This is a genomic window from Poseidonibacter parvus, assembly GCF_001956695.1.
GTDB classification, from domain to species: domain Bacteria; phylum Campylobacterota; class Campylobacteria; order Campylobacterales; family Arcobacteraceae; genus Poseidonibacter; species Poseidonibacter parvus.
Genome location: NZ_CP019070.1, coordinates 2846119 through 2866429, shown reverse-complemented (window position 1 = coordinate 2866429; position 20311 = coordinate 2846119). Strand labels below are relative to the sequence as shown.

Annotated in this window: 25 protein-coding genes and 1 riboswitch; of the genes, 9 read left to right on the top strand and 16 right to left on the bottom strand. The window is 28.4% G+C overall.

Annotated features, from left to right (window positions below; all coding sequences use genetic code 11):
• Positions 1–282 precede the first annotated feature (282 nt).
• Both ruvC and purN read left to right on the top strand, forming a co-directional pair.
• Positions 283–750, top strand: a complete 468-nt coding sequence (ruvC, locus tag LPB137_RS13990) for a crossover junction endodeoxyribonuclease RuvC (RefSeq protein WP_076089134.1) — start codon at positions 283–285, stop codon at positions 748–750.
• A gap of 74 nt (positions 751–824) precedes the next feature.
• On the top strand, positions 825–1403 hold the full coding sequence (purN, locus tag LPB137_RS13985; RefSeq protein ID WP_076089132.1) for a phosphoribosylglycinamide formyltransferase: 579 nt from the start codon (positions 825–827) through the stop codon (positions 1401–1403).
• 25 nt (positions 1404–1428) lie between these two features.
• On the opposite strand, the gene LPB137_RS13980 is transcribed toward purN, so the two are convergent.
• The 3 genes from LPB137_RS13980 to LPB137_RS13970 form a co-directional block, all read right to left on the bottom strand.
• Entirely contained in the window at positions 1429–1881 is a 453-nt protein-coding gene (locus LPB137_RS13980) for a hypothetical protein (RefSeq protein WP_076089130.1), read from the bottom strand.
• 80 nt (positions 1882–1961) lie between these two features.
• Complete coding sequence (locus LPB137_RS13975; RefSeq protein WP_076089128.1) at positions 1962–2573, bottom strand: trimeric intracellular cation channel family protein; 612 nt, start codon at positions 2571–2573, stop codon at positions 1962–1964.
• Between the two features lie 54 nt (positions 2574–2627).
• On the bottom strand, positions 2628–3545 hold the full coding sequence (locus tag LPB137_RS13970; RefSeq protein WP_076089126.1) for a glutaminase: 918 nt from the start codon (positions 3543–3545) through the stop codon (positions 2628–2630).
• Between the two features lie 204 nt (positions 3546–3749).
• Between LPB137_RS13970 and typA the strand changes: the two genes are divergently transcribed.
• Entirely contained in the window at positions 3750–5567 is a 1818-nt protein-coding gene (gene typA / locus LPB137_RS13965) for a translational GTPase TypA (RefSeq protein WP_076089124.1), read from the top strand.
• A gap of 583 nt (positions 5568–6150) precedes the next feature.
• Here typA and LPB137_RS13960 read toward each other — a convergent pair.
• The 9 genes from LPB137_RS13960 to LPB137_RS13920 form a co-directional block, all read right to left on the bottom strand.
• The gene (locus LPB137_RS13960; protein ID WP_076089122.1) at positions 6151–7452 is read right to left on the bottom strand and encodes an aminotransferase class V-fold PLP-dependent enzyme; all 1302 of its coding nucleotides are present in this window, start codon (positions 7450–7452) and stop codon (positions 6151–6153) included.
• Between the two features lie 14 nt (positions 7453–7466).
• Entirely contained in the window at positions 7467–8561 is a 1095-nt protein-coding gene (locus LPB137_RS13955; protein WP_076089120.1) for a sulfite reductase, read from the bottom strand.
• Complete coding sequence (gene cysN, locus LPB137_RS13950; protein WP_076089118.1) at positions 8561–10015, bottom strand: sulfate adenylyltransferase subunit CysN; 1455 nt, start codon at positions 10013–10015, stop codon at positions 8561–8563. The genes LPB137_RS13955 and cysN overlap by 1 nt, the downstream gene beginning before the upstream one ends.
• Position 10016: 1 nt before the next feature.
• On the bottom strand, positions 10017–10931 hold the full coding sequence (cysD, locus tag LPB137_RS13945) for a sulfate adenylyltransferase subunit CysD (protein WP_076089116.1): 915 nt from the start codon (positions 10929–10931) through the stop codon (positions 10017–10019).
• Between the two features lie 80 nt (positions 10932–11011).
• Complete coding sequence (locus LPB137_RS13940; protein WP_076089114.1) at positions 11012–11716, bottom strand: phosphoadenylyl-sulfate reductase; 705 nt, start codon at positions 11714–11716, stop codon at positions 11012–11014.
• Positions 11717–11724: 8 nt separating this feature from the next.
• Complete coding sequence (locus LPB137_RS13935) at positions 11725–11955, bottom strand: DUF2061 domain-containing protein (RefSeq protein ID WP_076089112.1); 231 nt, start codon at positions 11953–11955, stop codon at positions 11725–11727.
• Positions 11956–12000: 45 nt separating this feature from the next.
• Complete coding sequence (cysK, locus tag LPB137_RS13930; RefSeq protein ID WP_076089110.1) at positions 12001–12933, bottom strand: cysteine synthase A; 933 nt, start codon at positions 12931–12933, stop codon at positions 12001–12003.
• 11 nt (positions 12934–12944) lie between these two features.
• Positions 12945–13358, bottom strand: coding sequence for an RrF2 family transcriptional regulator (locus LPB137_RS13925; protein ID WP_076089108.1), 414 nt, complete (start codon positions 13356–13358; stop codon positions 12945–12947).
• A gap of 11 nt (positions 13359–13369) precedes the next feature.
• Positions 13370–14638 (bottom strand): O-acetylhomoserine aminocarboxypropyltransferase/cysteine synthase family protein, encoded by a 1269-nt coding sequence (locus LPB137_RS13920; protein WP_076089106.1) that lies wholly within the window; start codon positions 14636–14638, stop codon positions 13370–13372.
• A 355-nt stretch (positions 14639–14993) separates the two neighbouring features.
• On the opposite strand from LPB137_RS13920, the gene LPB137_RS13915 reads away from it, so the two are divergent.
• The 6 genes from LPB137_RS13915 (at position 14994) to LPB137_RS13890 (ending at position 18652) form a co-directional block, all read left to right on the top strand.
• A complete protein-coding gene (locus LPB137_RS13915; protein WP_076089104.1) occupies positions 14994–15305 on the top strand; it encodes a cupin domain-containing protein in 312 nt (103 codons plus the stop codon).
• 8 nt (positions 15306–15313) lie between these two features.
• On the top strand, positions 15314–16543 hold the full coding sequence (locus tag LPB137_RS13910; protein ID WP_083657286.1) for a BaiN/RdsA family NAD(P)/FAD-dependent oxidoreductase: 1230 nt from the start codon (positions 15314–15316) through the stop codon (positions 16541–16543).
• A gap of 40 nt (positions 16544–16583) precedes the next feature.
• Entirely contained in the window at positions 16584–17102 is a 519-nt protein-coding gene (locus tag LPB137_RS13905; RefSeq protein WP_076089100.1) for a hypothetical protein, read from the top strand.
• A gap of 287 nt (positions 17103–17389) precedes the next feature.
• The gene (locus LPB137_RS13900; protein WP_076089098.1) at positions 17390–17953 is read left to right on the top strand and encodes a histidine phosphatase family protein; all 564 of its coding nucleotides are present in this window, start codon (positions 17390–17392) and stop codon (positions 17951–17953) included.
• A gap of 119 nt (positions 17954–18072) precedes the next feature.
• Entirely contained in the window at positions 18073–18342 is a 270-nt protein-coding gene (locus tag LPB137_RS13895; protein ID WP_076089096.1) for a ribbon-helix-helix domain-containing protein, read from the top strand.
• Positions 18323–18652 (top strand): hypothetical protein, encoded by a 330-nt coding sequence (locus tag LPB137_RS13890; RefSeq protein WP_076089094.1) that lies wholly within the window; start codon positions 18323–18325, stop codon positions 18650–18652. The genes LPB137_RS13895 and LPB137_RS13890 overlap by 20 nt, the downstream gene beginning before the upstream one ends.
• Here LPB137_RS13890 and LPB137_RS13885 read toward each other — a convergent pair.
• The 4 genes from LPB137_RS13885 to LPB137_RS13870 form a co-directional block, all read right to left on the bottom strand.
• Positions 18649–18924, bottom strand: a complete 276-nt coding sequence (locus tag LPB137_RS13885; protein WP_076089092.1) for a type II toxin-antitoxin system RelE/ParE family toxin — start codon at positions 18922–18924, stop codon at positions 18649–18651. The two genes, LPB137_RS13890 and LPB137_RS13885, sit on opposite strands and share 4 nt — an antisense overlap.
• The gene (locus LPB137_RS13880) at positions 18914–19168 is read right to left on the bottom strand and encodes a type II toxin-antitoxin system prevent-host-death family antitoxin (RefSeq protein WP_076089090.1); all 255 of its coding nucleotides are present in this window, start codon (positions 19166–19168) and stop codon (positions 18914–18916) included. Before LPB137_RS13880 ends, LPB137_RS13885 begins: the two co-directional genes overlap by 11 nt.
• 73 nt (positions 19169–19241) lie before the next feature.
• Entirely contained in the window at positions 19242–19718 is a 477-nt protein-coding gene (locus LPB137_RS13875) for an ArsI/CadI family heavy metal resistance metalloenzyme (RefSeq protein ID WP_076089088.1), read from the bottom strand.
• An 11-nt stretch (positions 19719–19729) separates the two neighbouring features.
• Entirely contained in the window at positions 19730–20098 is a 369-nt protein-coding gene (locus LPB137_RS13870; protein WP_076089086.1) for a DUF2237 family protein, read from the bottom strand.
• Between the two features lie 82 nt (positions 20099–20180).
• Positions 20181–20280: riboswitch (TPP riboswitch) on the top strand.
• The last annotated feature ends 31 nt before the right edge of the window (positions 20281–20311 follow it).

Genomic DNA, 20311 nt, shown 5'->3' with positions numbered 1-20311 from the left:
ATAGTATTAACTCTTTAATTTATAAATAATTACTATTATATCTAAATTTTTATAAATTTTATAAAAGTAGTAAAAAAGTAATTTTATAAAAGTAAAAAAGACAGTTTTTATCTTCATTGTAAAATTTACATAAATTTAATGAATCTTGAGTGAACAAATGTTGTACACATAGTGAATAACCCGTGAATAGTTTATTTACATTAAGTGAAAATTTATGTAAATAATACCATTATACGGGCTTGAACTAATGTGAATAAAAAATTTAACAAAAAGAGTTAATACGTGAAAATACTTGGAATTGACCCAGGAACTAGAAACTGTGGCTATGCTGTAATTGAAAAAATTAACGGTAAAACAAAGCTAATAGAGGCAGGTTTAATAAAAATAAAAACTAAAATTTTACAAGAGCAAATTGTAGAAATGACAGAAGGTTTTGACCTTATTTTTGATAAACATGAAATTAGTGAAGTTTCAATAGAAGATATGTTTTATGCATTTAATCCAAAAACTGTAATTAAATTAGCACAATTTAGAGGAGCGATTTCTTTAAAAGTATTACAAAGATTTGGAAATTTTGCAGAATATACTCCTTTACAAGTTAAACAAGCAGTAACAGGTAATGGAAAAGCCGACAAAGAGCAGGTTGCGTTTATGGTAAAAAAATTACTTGGAATAAAAAAAGAGATTAAACCTTTAGATATTACAGATGCAATTGCAATTGCTCTTACTCATTCTCAAAGAATTAGGTAAATATAAATTGACTTATATAATAAATATTTTATATTTGTTATAATTTCGCCCCAATTTTAAAGACAGGATATAAAATGAAAAGAATAGGTATTTTAGCTTCTTACAATGGAAGTGGTTTTTTAACAATACAAAAAGCTATTGAAGAAAAGATTTTAGATGCTCAAGTAATTGTTGTGGTTTCTAATAATAGCAATGCTAATGTTTTAAAATCAGCTGATGATTTAAATATACCTAATTTTATAATTAATGATAAAAAATTTCCTAATGAGAATATTGATGAAAAAATCGCAAACTTATTTAAAGAATTTAAGTGTGATTATATTTTCTGTTCGGGTTATATGAAAATGATTGGAACAAATTTAATATCAGAATTTGAAGAAAAAATAGTAAATACTCATCCTGCACTTTTACCTTCTAAATATGGAGGAAAAGGAATGTATGGAAGATTTGTTCATGAAGCTATTATAAAGAACTCTGAGCTTAAATCAGGTGTTACAATTCATTTTGTAAATGAAAAATATGATGATGGTAAAATTATATTGAAAAAAGAGCTTGAAATAAGAAAAGATGAAACAGTAGATTCTTTAGAAGATAGAATTAAAGATTTAGAAAATATTGCTATTGTAGAGGCTTTTAAAAAATTATTAACCTAAGTTTAGGTTAATAATTTAATTTAGACTATTCAAAAATAGCTTTTAATTCTTCTGTTGTTTCAATATACTTAACATTAGAAACTTTTCCATCTGTTACTGTATAAACAGTTATTTTGTCATCTTTTGTATTGAATGATTTACTTTGCTCTTCATCTACTAAAAGAATTGAAAATGGATATTTTTTCATTTTTGGTAATGCAATAAATTTTGAAATTAAACTTGGCATTCCTGAAATATCTGCTATATAGTGAGCTTTGTTTTTTGCTAAAAAGTCAGTATCTTTAGTTAAAAGGTACTCTCTTATAATAACACTAGTTCCTCTACTTTCTGCAACTAAAATAGTTTTAGCATCTGCAGAAATTTTGTGCATTTTTTCAAATTGATCTTTTATTTCAAATGTTGGTGTTGAATCACCAATGTTTAAAGCATTTGCAAAAGTTGCGACTAATAATAATGTTGAAAATAATAATTTTTTCATTGTTTCTCCTAATTTTTTAAAAATTATGAAAGTCTACCCATGAAAAGTTAATGAAAAGTTAAAGTAAAGAATTAATTTTTTTATTTAGATAAAGTTGGAAGATGCCATTGCTGATAATATGCTAATAATCGAAGTGCAACACCAAATACAAATACAGCAATTAAAGCAGGAAGACTTTGTAAATTAAATATATGTAAAGCATAAGTTATAAGCCCAACTATAATTGCAACAGTTGCATAAAATTCTGAAACTAGAATAGATGGAACTCTATTTATTAAAATATCTCTAATAGTTCCACCACCAACTGCTGTAATAAAGGCAAGAATTAAAACACCTAAAAAATTAAACTCATTTTCAATGGCTACTAAAGCTCCTGTAATTGCAAAAGAAACTAAACCAACTGCGTCTGAAATTATGAATGCTGTTTTGCTTTCAAGGTCGTCACTTTTATGAAGTTTAAAAATTAGTGCAATTATCACTGTAGCAATTACAAGTATTACAGGCATTGTATCTGTAAAAACATAGGGAGTTTTAGAAGCTAGTACATCTCTTGTCATTCCACCACCAAGTGCTGTTAAAAAAGCAGAGATAAAAACACCTAAAATATCAAGTTTATAATGAACAGCAATTAAAAATCCACTTAAGGCAAAACAGATTATTCCTATAAAATCAGCTATTTCAAGTGCAGTCATTATTTACCTTATTTAATATTTTTTGTTAATTATACTAAAAATTTATCAATTTTGTTAAAAAATTGATAGTCCAGTTTTTGTTGTAAATAACTCTAGGGCTTTTGTTCCTATTAGTGAATTACCTTGTTTATTTAATTTTGGAGAATAAACACAAATTGACATTTTTCCAGGAACTATTGCAACAATACCACCACCAACACCACTTTTCCCAGGTAATCCAACTTTGTAAGCAAAATCTCCTGATGCATCATAATGTCCACATGTAAGCATTAATGAATTTATTCTTTTTGCTTTTGCTTCATTTATCAAAACTTTATTTGTAATTGGATTTACTCCATGATTTGCTAAAAAAAGCATTGAATTTGCTAATTGTTCAGTATTCATTTCAATCGAACATTGTTTAAAATATGTTTGAATTACTTTTTCTAAATCGTTGTTTATATTTTTATAGCTTTTCATCATATTTATTAAAGCCATATTTAAAAAACCATGTTCTAGTTCTGAACTGTAAACTTCTTTATCATAATTGATTGTAAAATCATTTGCACTTGTTCTTATAAAATCTAATATATAATCAAAACTTTTATCTTGATACTTAGATAATAATGTATCAGTTGTTACAATTGCACCTGCATTTATGAATGGATTTCTAGGAATTCCGTTTTCATATTCAAGCTGAATAAGTGAGTTAAAAGGGTCACCCGAGGGTTCATGTCCTACTCTTTTATATAAACTTCTACCATATAATTGTAAGGCTAATGTAAAAGTAAATACCTTAGAAATACTCTGAATTGAAAACTTATTTTGAGTATTTCCTACATTAAAGCTTGTTCCATCAAGTAGTTTTATACTCATTGCAAATTGGTTTGGATTAATATGTGCAAGTGCTGGAATGTAATCAGCTACCTTGCCTTCTTTGAAATATACTTGTATTTCATCTTCTATTTCATTAATAATATTTTGGTAATTCATTCGGAATATTATTAGGTTTTAACCTAATAAATACTTAAAACTTTAATTATTATATAAGATATATTTGCTTGTTTGTAAACAAATTGTAACAAAAGTTAGAAATCTAGCTTAAATTAAGCAAACTTTTAGTATAATCCGCGAAATTAATAGAAAAAGTTTTTTTTACAATGAATTTTTTTCTAAACCTTATAATAAAGAGATCCAATGAGAGATATTAGAAATATTGCGGTTATCGCACACGTTGACCACGGTAAAACTACATTAGTAGATGAATTATTAAAACAATCAGGTACTTTTACTGCACACCAAGAAGTAGAAGACAGAGTTATGGATAGTAATGATATTGAAAAAGAAAGAGGAATTACAATTCTTTCTAAAAATACTGCTGTTGATTACGAAGGTGTTAGAATTAACATTATTGACACACCAGGCCATGCTGACTTTGGTGGAGAAGTTGAACGTGTACTTAAAATGGTTGACTGTGTACTTTTATTAGTAGATGCTCAAGAAGGTACTATGCCTCAAACAAAATTCGTTGTTAAGAAAGCTTTACAATTAGGTCATAGACCAATTGTTGTTATTAACAAAATTGATAAGCCAGGTGCTGATGCAGATAGAGTTGTTGATGAAGTATTTGACCTGTTTGATCAAATGGGTGCTACAGAAGAGCAATTAGAATTCCCAGTTGTTTATGCAGCTGCTAGAGATGGATATGCAAAACTTAACTTAGAAGATCCAAGTGATAATCTAATTCCATTATTTACAACAATTTTAGAAGAAGTTCCAAAACCAAAAGGTAACGATGAAAATGGTCTTCAGTTACAAGTATTTACACTTGATTATGACAACTTCATTGGTAAAATTGGTATTGCTAGAATCTTTAATGGTACGATTTCTATGGGTGAAACTGTAACTTTAGTTAAAGCTGATGGTGAAAAAATCAAAGGTAGAGTTACTAAACTTATTGGTTTCAAAGGTGTTGATAGATTTGATATTAAAACTGCTGGTACAGGTGACATTGTTGCTGTTGCTGGTTTTGAAACTATTGATGTTGGAGATTCACTTTGTGACCCTGCAAATCCAATGCCATTAGATCCTATGCATATTGAAGAGCCTACATTATCTGTTACTTTTGCAGTAAATGATTCTCCATTAGCTGGAACTGAAGGTAAGTTTGTAACTTCAAATAAAATTGATGAAAGACTTACTGCTGAAATGAATACTAATATTGCTATGAATTATGAGCAAATTGGTGAAGGTAAATTTAAAGTTAACGGAAGAGGGGAATTACAAATTTGTATCCTTGCTGAAAACATGAGAAGAGAAGGTTTCGAATTCTCAATTGGAAGACCTGAAGTAATCGTTAAAGAAATTGATGGTGTTAAAATGGAGCCATTTGAGCATTTAGTAATTGATACACCAGATGAGTTCTCAGGTGCAATTATTGAAAAACTAGGAAAAAGAAAAGCTAACATGACTAACATGGTACCAATGGGTTCAGGTTATACAAGATTAGAGTTTGAAATTCCAGCACGTGGTTTAATCGGTATTAGAACTGAGTTTTTAACTGAAACTAAAGGTGAGGGTGTTATGAACCACTCATTCTTAGAATTCAGACCTCATTCAGGTACTGTTGAATCTAGAAAATATGGAGCATTAGTTTCTATGGAAAATGGTGAAGCTGTTGGTTATTCAATCTTCAACTTACAAGATAGAGGAATTATGTATATCAAACCTCAAGATAAGATTTATAACGGAATGGTTATTGGTCAACATGCAAAAGCAAACGATTTAGATGTAAATCCAATCAAAGCTAAGCAACAATCAAACGTTAGATCTTCTGGTGCAGATGAAGCTATTAAGCTTATTCCACCAAGAGTTATGTCTTTAGAAAATGCACTAGAGTGGATTGAAGAAGATGAGCTTGTTGAAGTAACTCCAATTAATGTTAGAGTTAGAAAAAGAGATTTAGATCCAAATGTTAGAAAAAGAACTGCTAAAAAAGTGAAATTCGCTGATTAGAAATTAGATTTATCTATTTTTAAAAGGGATGTGCTTTTTAGCACATCCCTTTTTTTTTACAAAATTTTTAGACAAAAGGGTTTATATGTCCGATATGAAGATATTTAGGATTAGGCAAAAATTAATAAAAATAAAAAAATAATAGGAGAGTTTTTTCTCCTATAAAAAGGAGAAAAAATGGAAAATATTAAAGATTATATAATAGTAATTGCAATTGAATTTATAACTATTGTTACAAGCTTTGCTTTTGTAACAAACTAATAAAAAGAGATAATTTAAAAAATTGTTAATATGTATAAAAAATTATCTCTTTTGGAAGGGAAAGGAGAAAGTATACCCAGTTTGGGACAGCTGGGTTGTATCTAGCTAGTGTAGTTAGGAGGACACTAAAAAAATTTGTATATAAACAATGCTAAGATAACAGTTTACTTCTTGTTCTGAAATCAAGTTTATCAATCAATTTTGTTTTATAAAGTATGTTTGAAATTTAAAAAATTTAAACAAATACTGATATAAATGTTATGAAATTCATAAAGAAATTATATACTACAATGATTAATGAATTTTAAACAAAAAGTTAAGATTAGTTAACAATTTGTTTAATAGATTTTAATAACTCTTTGATTTCTTCTTCACTTTGTGAATAATGTATTGAAATTCTAATCCATCCTGGGTTTTCTTCATTTTCTAAGTCATTAATTCCTAATAAGTCATGTCCATAAGGTCCGGCACATGAACATCCTGCTCTTGTTTGAAAACCCTTTGTAGAAGAAAGTTTTGAGCATAGTTCATAAGGGTCATGATTTTGAATATTAAAAGAGATGATTCCTATATTATCTTCTTTTTTATTTCCATAAATTTCACATGTTGGAATTTCTAAAAGACCATCTAAAAATATTTTTTTTAGTTTTTCTTTTCTTTCTTTTATAAAATCGAAACCTATTTCATTTCTTAATTGATATGCTAAACTAGCTCGTATTAGTTGTAAAATTCCAGGTGTTCCTGCATCTTCTCTTATTTGTACATCATCTTGATAAACTTGTTTTTGTTTATTTACATATTTTACTGTTCCTCCACCTGCAAATGACGGAGCTAAGCTAGTATCAATTAAAGATTTTCTTATTACTAAAAGTCCACAAGAACCAGGACCTCCAAGAAGCTTATGAGGAGACATAAACATTGCATCATAAAGATGTGAAGGTACATTTATATATGGAGAAGAAGCTGCTGCATCAAAGCAAACTACTGCATTATATGATCTTAAAAGTTTTGAAATTTCTTCATATTTTGTAATAATTCCAGTTACATTTGAGGCAATACAAAATGAAGCTATTATTTCTCTATTTTTATTCTTTTCTAAAACTTGTTTTAAATGTTCTAAATCTATTAATCCACATTCACATAAATCTATTCTTTGAATTTCGCAAAGAGCTTCTCTGAATGAAACTTCATTTGAATGGTGCTCATAAGGTCCAACTATTACTAAAGGTAATTTAGACTTATCAACGTTAATAGCGTATCTTTTTTTAGTTGCAGGTGGAATATATAATCCCATAAGTTCTTGAAAATGTTTAATAGCAGCAGTTGTTCCACAGCCATTTGGAAGTATTGCAAAATCTTCAGAAAGTTCTAAACTTTTTGCTAAATTTATTCTTGCCATTTCATAATAATTACTCGTAGTATCTGCATTTGATGACTCTTTTGAGTGAGTATTTGCATAAGTTTCAAGAACATCATGTATTCTATTTTCTATTTGTCTAAAAGCTAATCCCGTTGCCGTATAGTCGAAATACTCTTTTTTATTTTTTCCAATAGTGTTGTATCGTATAAAATCAAGAGTATTTGTATTTGTATTTAAAAATGGTTTGAAAACTTTGTTGTTCATTATTTCACTCAATATTAAATAAAAGGATTAAAATTTACTTTTTTTAAATCGTTTGCTAAGTCATTAGCATTATTTGTTGGTGCATCTAATATAATAATATTACCTTGGTTTGTTAATTTTATTTTTGATGCATCATGCTTTTCAAGAATTTTAGCAAGGCTAGAAAAATCATTTGAACTTAGAGCTAAAGATTTAATTTTGAATCCTACATAACTTTCACCTTCGACAATACTTTTATTTATACCAAAGTGTTCGCCTTTTGTAGCTACATTATCCTCTTCTAAAATGATATCTTTTAGATTAAAATTTATAGATGAATTTAAAATATTATTAAATTCTCTAAGACCCCATGAATTTACTAGTGATGAAAAACTACTTTTATTAATATCTGTTCTATTCCCATATTCTTTATAAATATTTGCAATAGCTTTTGATGTCTGAATAACCTGAGAAGGTGTAATATAGCCTATATGTTCACCTATAATTTTTACAGAAAATAAAACTTTATTACTTTTATATGAATAGGCATCAAAATTTACATCAGGAATTTCTTTTAAATTACATCCTTCTTTACATCCACTTATTGCCATTTGGAATTTATTAGGTAGGTTAGAGAATTTTTTATTTCCAATAAATGATTGATTGATTTTTGCTGCAATTGAACTTACATCAATTAATTGCTTACAATCAACAGTATTTATAGGACATGTAATAATATTTCTTACAGTATGTCCAGCTTCAAAAATTGTATTTAGATTTACATTATGTAAAAGATTAAAAATATGAGGTAAGTCATGCATTTTTAACCATTTAAATTCTATTTTTTGGCCATGATTTATATCTAATGAATTTCTTGCATACTCTTTTGAAATTGATGCTAAAGTTTTTAATTGTTCAACATTCAATTCTCCTAAAGGAAGAGGAATTACAATTCTAAAATAGTTTGAATCATCTGTTTGTTGATAAATTCCATACCATTGAAATCTAATTAAATCTTTTTGCGAAACTTTTTCACCTAGAACAGCATAGATATAGATGTCACTTAAGACATCTAATCCATCCTTTTCTTTTTTGATATGTTCTATATTTAAAGCTAAATTATTTGACATTATATTGCCTTACAATCCCACTGAGGATAATTTTTTCTAATAAATGCATTTAACTCAATCTCTGCTTGAGTGTAAACTTTTTCATCTTCAAGTTTTGCAGCACCTTCACATGAGCTTACAATCATACCAGCACCTACAGTTGAGTTAGTATATTTATCAATAATTATAAAACTTCCTGTATATCTGTTTTCATGATATGGATCTACTGCTATTTCTCTATCTAGTGATACTGTAACTTGTGCAATATCATTTAACTCTAGTTTTTTGGCATCTATTTCTTCAAATGTATTAATATTCTTTTTAAACTCAATTGAATTAAAAGCACCATTTAATACTGATGTTGCTCTTTTAATTATATAATTTTGGTTTAACTCTAAAGGTGCTTCATCCATCCATACTACCATTGCTGATAAATGATTTGATACTTCTGGAATATCTGTTGATTTAACAATCATATCACCTCTACTAATATCAATTTCATCTTCAAGTGTAATAGTTGTAGCCATTGGAGCAAATGCTTTAGGAATTGTTTCTACTGTTTCATCTTTACCAATTGGTCTTAAATCTTTAATTTCATTTGATACTATTGATTTTACTTTAGATGTTTTTCCTGATGGTAATACAGTAATCTCATCACCAACACTAACACTTCCACTTGCAATTGTTCCAGAGAATCCTCTAAAGTTTAAGTGAGGACGTACTACATATTGAACTGGTAATCTAAACGAGTTATTCTCTTTTTCATGAATTGAAATAGTATCAAGTAATTCCATTAAAGGCTTATCTTTATACCAAGGTGATTTTTCTGAGTTAGTTAAGATATTATCTCCATCTAAAGCAGAAATAGGAATATATTCAATATTTAAATCTTCATTATGAGGAAGATTTGGAATAATTTCTTTATAATCTTTTTTAATACTTTCAAATACTTCTTCAGAGAAATCAACTAAATCCATTTTATTAATAGCAACAACAAGGTTTTTAATACCTAATAATGAAGCAATATAAGAGTGTCTTTTCGTTTGAGTTAAAATACCTTGTCTTGCATCTATTAAAATAATTGCAATATCAGCAGTACTAGCACCAGTTGCCATATTTCTAGTATATTGTTCATGACCTGGAGTATCTGCAATAATAAACTTTCTTCTTTCAGTTGAGAAGAATCTATAAGCAACATCAATAGTAATACCTTGTTCACGTTCACTTGCTAAGCCATCAACTAAAAGTGCTAAATCTATTTTATCACCAGTAGTACCTGATTTTTTAGAATCTTTTTCAATAGCTGCTAATTGGTCTTCAAAAATCATTTTTGAATCATAAAGAAGACGTCCTATTAAAGTACTTTTACCATCATCTACACTACCACAAGTAATAAACCTACAAATCTCTTTATTCTCATGCTCTTTTAAATATTGTTCTATATTCTCACTAATTAAATCTGATTGATGTGCCATCTTAAAAATACCCTTCTTGTTTCTTTTTCTCCATTGACGCATCACTATCAGAGTCAATTAGTCTACCTTGTCTTTCACTTGTTGTACATACAAGCATTTCTTGAATAATCTCAGGTAATGTTGTAGCTTCACTCTCAACTGCACCTGTTAAAGGATAACATCCAAGAGTTCTAAATCTAACCATTTCTTTTTTAGCAGTTTTTCGTAATTCTTCAGGCATTCTGTCATCATCTACCATGATTTTTGTACCCATATATTCAACTACTTCTCTCTCTTTAGAGAAATATAAATCAGGAATATCAATATTCTCTAAATAAATATATTGCCAAATATCTAATTCTGTCCAGTTTGAAATTGGGAATACTCTAATTGATTCACCTTTAGTATGACGTCCGTTGTAAACATTCCAAAGTTCTGGTCTTTGGTTTTTTGGATCCCATCTATGGTTTTTATCTCTAAATGAATAGATTCTCTCTTTTGCACGAGACTTTTCTTCATCTCTTCTTGCTCCTCCAAATACAGCATCAAACTTCTGTATATTTAAAGCATTTTTTAATCCTTCTGTTTTCATAATATCTGTATGAACAGAAGAACCATGTTCAAAAGGAGAGATACCCATTTCAATTCCTTTAGGATTTGAATATGTAATAAGTTCCATTCCTACTTCTTTAGCACGTCTATCTCTAAATTCAATCATCTCTTTAAATTTCCATTTAGTATCTACATGCATTAAAGGTAATGGTGGCGGTGCTGGGTAGAAAGCTTTTTGTAAAATGTGTAACATTACAGAAGAATCTTTCCCTACACTATAAAGCATACCAGGGTTTGAAAACTCTGCTACTACCTCTTTCATTATATGCATTGATTCAGCTTCTAGCTGTTTTAAATGCGTTAATCGTTCTTGACTTATTTCCATCTTTATTCTTCTCCATTAATTTACGAATCACTCAAATTAAAAGTTTGAAATCATCTTTTTATATCTTATTTAAATAAGGTTTATTTTTTGTGTAGTCCACACTCTTTGTGTTCTGGGTTTTCCCACCACCATCGTCCAGCTCTAATATCTTCACCTTCTTTTACAGCTCTTGTACATGGAGCACATCCGATACTTGGGAATCCTTTGTCATGAAGTTTATTGTATGGAACTTTATTTTCTTTTATATAATTCCACACATCTTCTTCACTCCAATGTATTATTGCATTTACTTTAATTAATCCAAAAGCCTCATCATACTCAACAAGTTTCATATCTGTTCTTGTTACACTTTGAGCTGCTCTAACTCCAGTAAACCAAATATCAAGATCTTTTAAAGCACGTTTAAGAGGTTCAACTTTTCTTATACCACAGCATGTTTTTCTTTTTTCAATACTTTCATATTGACCATTTACACCTTGTGTTTTATAAAGTTCTTGAACATCTGTTTCATTTGGAAAATAGACATCCATTTTAATGTTATATTTTAGGTTCGTCGCATCCATTACATCATAAGTTTCTGGATGAAGTCTACCTGTATCTAAAGTGAAAATTTTAGCGTCTTTATATTTTTTTAAAATGATATCTGTCAAGACTTGGTCTTCTGCTGCTAAACTTGAACTTAAAGCACTGCTATATTTATAATGTTCTAAAAAATACCCTACTATTTCTTGTGTAGATTTATTTTTTAATTCTTCATTTAATTGTTCCGCTAATTCTTTACTCATTCTTTACCTTATATTTGATAATCATTTGCTGTTGGTTTTACTCTACCTAAATCAATTTTATTCCATGCACGTTCGTGAAAATAGTATAAAGCCATTTTCGTAAATAATTCAATTGAACCAATTGAGGCTGCCATTGCTAAGTTACCAGTAATAAAATATGAGATGATTATTGTATCTAGTGTTCCAATTGTTCGCCATGATATTGTCTTAACAACTGATCTGTAAGCTTTTTCTTGCATCTATTTTTTCCTCATATATTATTTATTATATGAGAACGAAGAGTTTTACTCTTCGTCATAATCATATAATCCTGAACTTAAATATCTTTCACCTGTATCACATAAAATAGTTACAATTGTTTTACCTTTATTTTCAGGTCTTGCAGCTACTTGTTTTGCAATATGTGCGTTTGCACCAGCAGAAATACCAATTAATAGTCCTTCTTCTTTTGCAATACTTCTAGAACTAGCTATTGCGTCTTCATTTGATACTTGAATAACTTCATCATAAACTTCAGTATTTAAAACATCAGGAACAAATCCAGCACCAATACCTTGAATTTTATGAGGACCTGGTTTTCCACCACTTAATACAGGTGATGCTTCAGGTTCAACTGCAATAATTTGAACATTAGGATTATTTTGCTTTAAAATTTCACCAACACCTGTAATTGTTCCACCTGTACCAATTGCTGCAATGAAAATATCAATTTTTCCATCTGTATCTGCAAGAATTTCTTGTGCAGTTGTTTTTCTATGAATTTCTGGGTTTGCTAAGTTTCCAAATTGTTGAGGAATAAATGAATTTTCTGTTTTTTCACTTAATTCAACTGCTTTATCAATAGCACCTTTCATTCCTTTTTCAGGCTCTGTTAATACTAAATCAGCACCTAATGCTTTTAATAATCTTCTTCTTTCAATACTCATAGATGAAGGCATAGTAAGAATTAATTTAATTCCTAAAGCTGCACAAACGCTTGCTAATGCAATACCTGTATTTCCAGATGTTGGTTCAATTACTGTTGTTTCTTTATTGATTAAACCTTGCTCTAAAGCAGTATTAATCATATTTGTTCCAATTCTATCTTTTACAGAATGTGATGGGTTCATAAACTCACACTTTCCTAAAACTGTTGCTTGACTTTCTTCACTTGCTCTTTGTAATTTTACAAGAGGTGTGTTACCTATTAATTCTGTTATATTTGCTGCATATTTCATTTTAAATTCCTTTATATACTGTAATGTAAAAATTCGTTGTATTTGTCTTGATAATCATCTAAATTAGATAGATTCAAATCAAAAATCTTTTTCATTTGTTCCTTTGATTCATCAAAGAAAATGTTCAAAATCGGATTCTTCGCTTTTACATCAACTATTTTAATATCACCCTCAAGTGCAATTAAAATGTCAACAACCTTGATTTCTTCAGGTTCTCGCGCAAGAATATATCCTCCCTTTGCACCTCTTATACTTTTTACAAGTTGTGCTCGTCTTAATTTACTTAAAAGTTGTTCTAAGTAATTTTGAGGAATATTGGCATTTGATGAAATCTCTTTAATTTGCATAGGAGATTGTCTATCATGTTTACCAAGTTCGTACATGGCTGTTAAACCATATACACCTTTTGTTGAAATTAATGGCATATCATTAAACCTTAATTTAACGCTTGCTCTAAATCAGCTTTTAAATCTTCTGTATTTTCTAAACCAATAGAAAGTCTGATTGTTACAGGATTAACTCCTGCTTTCTCAAGTTCTTCAGGGCTCATTTGTGAATGAGTTGTAGATGCTGGATGAACAATTAGTGATTTACTATCTCCAATATTTACAACAACTGAAAATAACTTAGCACTATCAATTACTCTTCTTGCTTCTTCAAAACTTTCAACATCAAATGAAATTAATCCTGAAGCTTTTCCACCTTTGAAGTATTTTTGAGCTTTATCATAATATTTATCAGATTTTAAACCTGGATAATTCACTGCTTTTACTTTTGGATGTGCTTCTAAAAACTCTGCAATTTCTAAAGCATTATCAGAATGTTTATCAACTCTTAAAGCAAGTGTTTCTAATGTTTGAATTAGTAACCATGAATTATGAGGTGATTGAACTGCTCCAATATCTCTTAATAACGATAATCTAGCTCTTAAACAAAAGTTTGGAAGAGGAACATCTGTATAAACTAAACCATGATAAGAAGCATCAGGAGTTGTAAAATCTGAATATCTATTTTCATTTGCTTTAAAGAATTCGCTCAAGCCATCTCTTTCAACAATAATTCCACCAATTGCTGTACCTTGACCATTTGTATATTTTGAAGTTGAATGAACTACAACATCAACTCCCCATTTAATTGGATTAAACAGTGCAGCACTTGCAACTGTATTATCACAAATTGTTAATACACCATTTCTTTGTCCAACTTCAACAATCTTTTCTACATCAGCAATTGCGATTTGTGGGTTTGATAATGATTCAAAGAAAATTGCTTTTGTATCTTCATCGATTTGCTCTTCTAAATCGCTTGCATCTTCACTTCTAAATATTTTTGCTTCAATACCAAATCTTTTTATAGTATGAGTTAACAAAGTAACAGCTCCACCATATAATTTGTCTGAAATTAAAATATTATCTCCAGCACTTGCAACATTTGCAATTGCATAGAAAATTGCAGATTGTCCACTTGATACACATAAAGCAGCAGCTCCACCTTCAAGTTGTGCAAATCTTTGCTCTAATACATCTGTTGTAGGATTATTTAATCTTGTGTAAATTGGTCCTAATTCTTTTAAAGCAAATAAATTTGCTGCATGTTCTGAATCTCTAAAGGCATATGCAGTAGTTTGAGTAATTGGTACAGCCATTGAACCATAACCTTCTTTTTTATTATAGCTCCCGTGAACTGCAATTGTTTCGTTTTGCATTGTGTAATTCCTTTTTTGTTTTTTATTTATGGTGAAATTATAGAATTTTTTTATTTTAATGTCAAGTGATTTAATCATATTTAATTAAATAAAGCCTATTAAAATACTTGTATTTATTAAATTATTTAAATAAAAGAAGAATTTTATTATTTTATAAAGTCTATATAAGCTCTAATATATGGTACTTTTTGATAATATATAAACTTTTTATATTAATCATGATTAAAAAACAAAGAATTTTAAAATTTGTGAAAAAAAGTTTAAAATATTAATAGTTGATTAAAATAGTATAGATTAATAATTAACTTTTTTGTATAAAAAGGTTATACTTCAAAAGAATAAAAGGTTAAAAAATATGAAAAAAAACGTATTTGAAAATATTATAATAGATAAAAAACAAGAGCAGTTTTTTGAATTACTTAAAAGTGATAATATCAAAATAGAAAAAATTGTCTCAAATGGACAAAGCTCACCAGTAAACTTTTGGTACGAACAAGAAGAAAACGAGTTTGTCTTAATATTAAAAGGTAATGCAGTTTTAGAATATGAAAATAGTGAGCTTATTTTAAATGAAGGTGATTACGTAAATATAAAAGCTTTTACAAAACATAGGGTAAAATACACAAATCAAACGCAGCCAACTATATGGCTTGCAGTATTTTACTAAGGCATAAATTGAAAATAGCAATAATTGGAGCTGGTGCTGCTGGAATAATAGCAGCAATAACAGCTAAAAGATTAAACAAAAACATACAAATTGATTTATTTGATGCAAATAAAGGTATTGGAAAAAAAATACTTGCAAGTGGAAATGGAAGATGTAATATCTCAAATAGTCAAGTAACGCACAAAAACTATTTGGGAGAGAATCCTGATTTTACTTCTTATGCTTTAAAAGAGTTTACATTTAAAGATTTTGAAAAGTTTTGTAAAAGTATAGGATTACTTCTTGATATAAAAGAGACAAATAAAGTATATCCTTTATCAAATGAAGCCAAATCTGTTACAAAGCTTTTAGACTTAGCACTTGATTCTTTAGGTGTTAATATTTATTTAGAATCTTTAATTTCAGATATTGAAAAAATTGAAAACAAATTTAATATAAAAACACAGACACAAGAATATAAAGATTATGATAAAGTTTTAATCTCAAATGGTCTAGGAGCAGCACCACAACTTAATGCAAATGAATCAGGTTTAGACTTTGCTTCAAAATTTGAACACAGCTTCAACCCAACATATCCCTCACTTGTAGGACTTCATACAGATGTAAATTATCACTCTCGTATGCAAGGAGTTAAAAAAGAGTGTAATGTATCACTATATATAAACGGACAGCTTGAACAAGAAATATTTGGAGATGTGCTATTTACAAAATATGGTGTTTCAGGTTTTGCAATATTAGATATCTCTCAAGTAGCTGCATATAATCTAAGTCTTTATCAAGATGTAAAAATAGCAGTTAATTTCTTCCCAAAAATCAATAGAAATGACTTAAGCGACCAAATTCAAAGCTTGTTTAAAACAACACCAAATCAAAAAGCCTTAGATATCCTAACCGGAATGATATCAAATAAAATAGCACCAGTTTTACTAGAAATATGTAAAGTAGATAGTGAAGCAAAAGCAGGGCAAGTAAACGCAAAACAAATCAAAGCAATTTCATATCAATTAAACCAATGGAAACTAAAAATCACAGATACACAAGGCTTTGGACATGCAGAAGCTAGTGGTGGTGGAGTTCGTACTGATGAGGTAGATAATAAAACTTATGAAAGTAAGAAGTGTAAAAACTTGTACTTTGCAGGAGAGGTTTTAGATATCGTTGGAAATAGGGGTGGGTTTAATCTGCAGTTTGCGTGGGCGAGTGGGTATTTGGTTGGGAAGGCGTTAGGAAAGCACTAATTATGGCAAAAATAAAATTGAATGATAAGGAAATATAAAATTGGAAGATATCAATGGATTAAATTCCCAAAGAAGAAATTTAATGTTAACTAATGTTGTAGTATTTCTTTTATATATAACAGAGACAAAAGTAAATGAATTTAAGATTCTAGATATCACATTTACATTAAAAGATAAAATAGGTTTTATTAATGATTTTAATGATCTATTAGGAATTTTACTTCTTTATTTCCTTATTAGATATATCTCTGCACTTTTTTATGAAAGTTATGGAAATACAAAGAATGGTAGCTTACTAAATGATATATTAAAAAATAAGAATAAATATAAGCAACTTGCCCTTAATTTCATTGTAAGAATAATTAAAATAATTTTTAGTAAAACTACAATAAATTTAATACCAATATTTTTTACATATATAAATGTAGCTTTTGCTTTTGATGGATGGATAAAAAATACAATTACTACACTAATTCTTATATTGTTCATTTTATTTATATTTTCATTCTCAAAAGAGAACTTAGAGGAAAAGAAACAAGAAATAGATATGGAATTATGAAGAATCAATAAAGAGCAAGAAGAATGTTAAATAAAATAAAATTCAGGAGATAGTTACCAGATTAGAAATAAGAAGTAGGGGTCAGGTCATGACTTGCCACTTTTAAACAAAAATTTGTAAATTCTGAATTGTAAACAATTTAATTTGACTAAGAGTATTTGATTATCGTATTTCAGATAAATATTATAAACTAGAGTTTGAAAACTTTAGAATTACAGGAAAAGTATACTAAATAAAAATATAAGTGCTAAAATATTTCCTAAAGTACATAACTTAAAGGAATAATGATGTTTAAAAATATATGTTTAATTTTAATTTTTTCTGTTTTATTTGCAAATGCAAATGAGAATAGTGACAAAAAGAATTTATGGAAAGCTTTAAAAAGTGATAATCATTTTGCCATAATCCGTCATGCTTTAGCTCCTGGTTTTGGTGATCCCTCAAACTTTAAAATAGATGTTAAAAGCACACAAAGAAATTTATCAAAAAAAGGTATTTCTCAAGCTAAAAGTATTGGAGATATGTTTAGAAAAAATGGTATAAATAAAGCTGAAGTATATACAAGTCAATGGTTTAGATGTCAAGATACAGCAAAAAATATCAATCTAGGTAATGTTACAATAAATAAAGGCTTAAATTCTTTTTTTGAAAATCATGTAAATGAAAAAGAAACTGTAGGATATTTGAACTTGTGGTTGAAAAACAAAAAGATAAATAAACCTTTGCTTTTAGTTACTCATCAAGTTAATATCACTACTCTTACAGGTTATTATCCAAGTTCAGGAGAAATAGTTGTAGTAAAAAAAGAAGATGATAATTCATTCAAAGTTGTTGGTACGATAAAGAAGTAGGGGTCAGGTCATGAACTGCCACTTTATGAAATTAAAATTTCAGGACACAGTACTAAATTATAATATATTTGACAATTGTAAAACTATTATATATAATATAGTAAAACAAAAGGATAGATATGAATACTTTATCATCTTTAGAAAAACAACAAGTAGGATTAAGAGTTCCTAAGTATTTACTTGATGAGATAGATGAGTTTACAAAAACTTATTCTGTTAATAGAAGTGAAGTTATCATTGAAGCTATCAAGTCTTACGTTGAGATTCAAAAAGAAAATATTTTTTATAATGAATTTGAAACTTCGGTAAAAGAGTTAAAGACAAGTATTTCTAATAATAAAAAAGAAGATACTTTAGAAGATTTGATAAATGAACTTGAAAATAATTAGTTTAGAATCTTTTAAAAAAGATGTTAAAAAATTATATAAAAAGAATAAAAAGCTTCCTAGTGATTTAAAAACACTAAATGAAGTTTTAAATGAAAACCCAAAAGCTGGTATTGAACTTACGTCAGATTTATATAAAATTAGATTAGAGAACTCATCTTCAAAAGTTGGAAAGAGTGGTGTTTTTAGAATTATCTATTATTACATAGATAAAGATGAAAATCTATATTTATTAAAAATATACTCTAAAACCGAAACGCCAAATATAAAAGAAGAAGTTCTAATTAAAATTTTAAATGAACAAATGAGTTAGTAAACATCATCATGTGTCCGAATATCCACTGGAATTATCTCATCATCTCTAATAATAAAATCTATAATAACTCTATATTCCATATTTATTGAAATAGAATGAAAATCAGATAGTTTACCTTTTAGTTTATGAAGTCTTAGACTTGGATGGTAAGGATCTTGTTCTAGTATAAATATACATTTTGCATATCTATCTAACATATCAGGATGTTTCTTGAAAAACTTCTTTAGTTTCTTTTTGTACTCATCACTTATTAGTAGTTTATAACTCATTTTTTAATTCTTCAATATGCTCTTTTGCACTTTGAGTTTTATAATTACCTTTTTCTATATCTTGCATAGTTTTTAAGTATGCTAAATCAAGTTCATTTGCTCTTAGTTCTTTGTATCTTTCAATATCAATAACAACAAATTTATTTTTTCCTCTAACATTTATAATAAGTTCATCAAATTTATCAAGAAGTGTTGAAAATATTGAAACACCTTTTGTTTTTATTTCATTTGCATTTATTACCATTATAGTATCCTTAATAGTACTTTTAAAAGTATTATAAGATATTTATATTTTTTTGTCAAATTTCGACTTTATCCTAACAACAACCGTTGTTAGGATTAGCAATAGAAAAAGCTGCTTTCTTTTTATCATCATTAAAAGTTGGAGTACAGCACTCGCTATGTTCATTGTCTCCATAAACTTCTACATCAGACATTGAGTGGTAGTTTTCCCAGATTAGTCCACTTGGGTCATTTACCCAGTATTTATTTGATTCTTTATAACAGCAGATTGCTCCAGCTTCTTCTTTACCTTTTATTCCAGCATCTTCAAAACTTTTTTGAGCAGTAGCTAGTGCTTCATCGCTTTCGTACTGAACTCCTAAGTGATTAAGACCTTTTTGCTCACCTTTTGTAGAGATTGCAAAGTTTACTGCCATATCTTCTAGTAACCATTGTGCATAATCTTTTTTTATTTTTGTAGGTTTTGCATCAAACTGTGTATTATAAAAATGTATACTTTCTTCTAAGTTATCCACTGTTATATGCATATGTAATCTTTTTTTATTGTTCATTTTCATTCCTTTTATAAATCTACTGCATAAGACTTCAAAGTCTCTAAATCAATAAGCTCTAAAATACGTTCATGAGTAGAGTGAATAAATATTTTAGGAGCTTTCCCTTCCATATGAGCTTTTACAAAACTATATCCACCTAAACACCAGCTCTCACCTGGTTTTACACCTGGAAAATTATACTCTGGAATAGGAGTTGATAAATCATTACCTGCTTTTTTAGAATACTCTAAAAACTCTTCGGTTGCATAAATACAAACAGCATGAATACCATCATTTTCTTTTCCTGAAAAACAACAGCCGTCACGATAAAATCCTGTTAATGGATTTACACTACAAGGTTCTAGAGGTCCACCGAGTGCATTTAACTTTTCTTTCATTCTTTGTCCTCACTTTTAATCATTAAAATTATTGTATTAAAATTAAGATTAAATTTATCCTATTTAATATACAATCATTGCGTCAACACTCTCGGGGTGCCGCAAGGCTGAGATAGTTTTATACTTATCCCGCTGAACTTGAACTGGATAATGCCAGCGTAAGGAAGAGAAAAGTACAAATTATCATGATAGCTCTCGCTGTCGTACCATTTT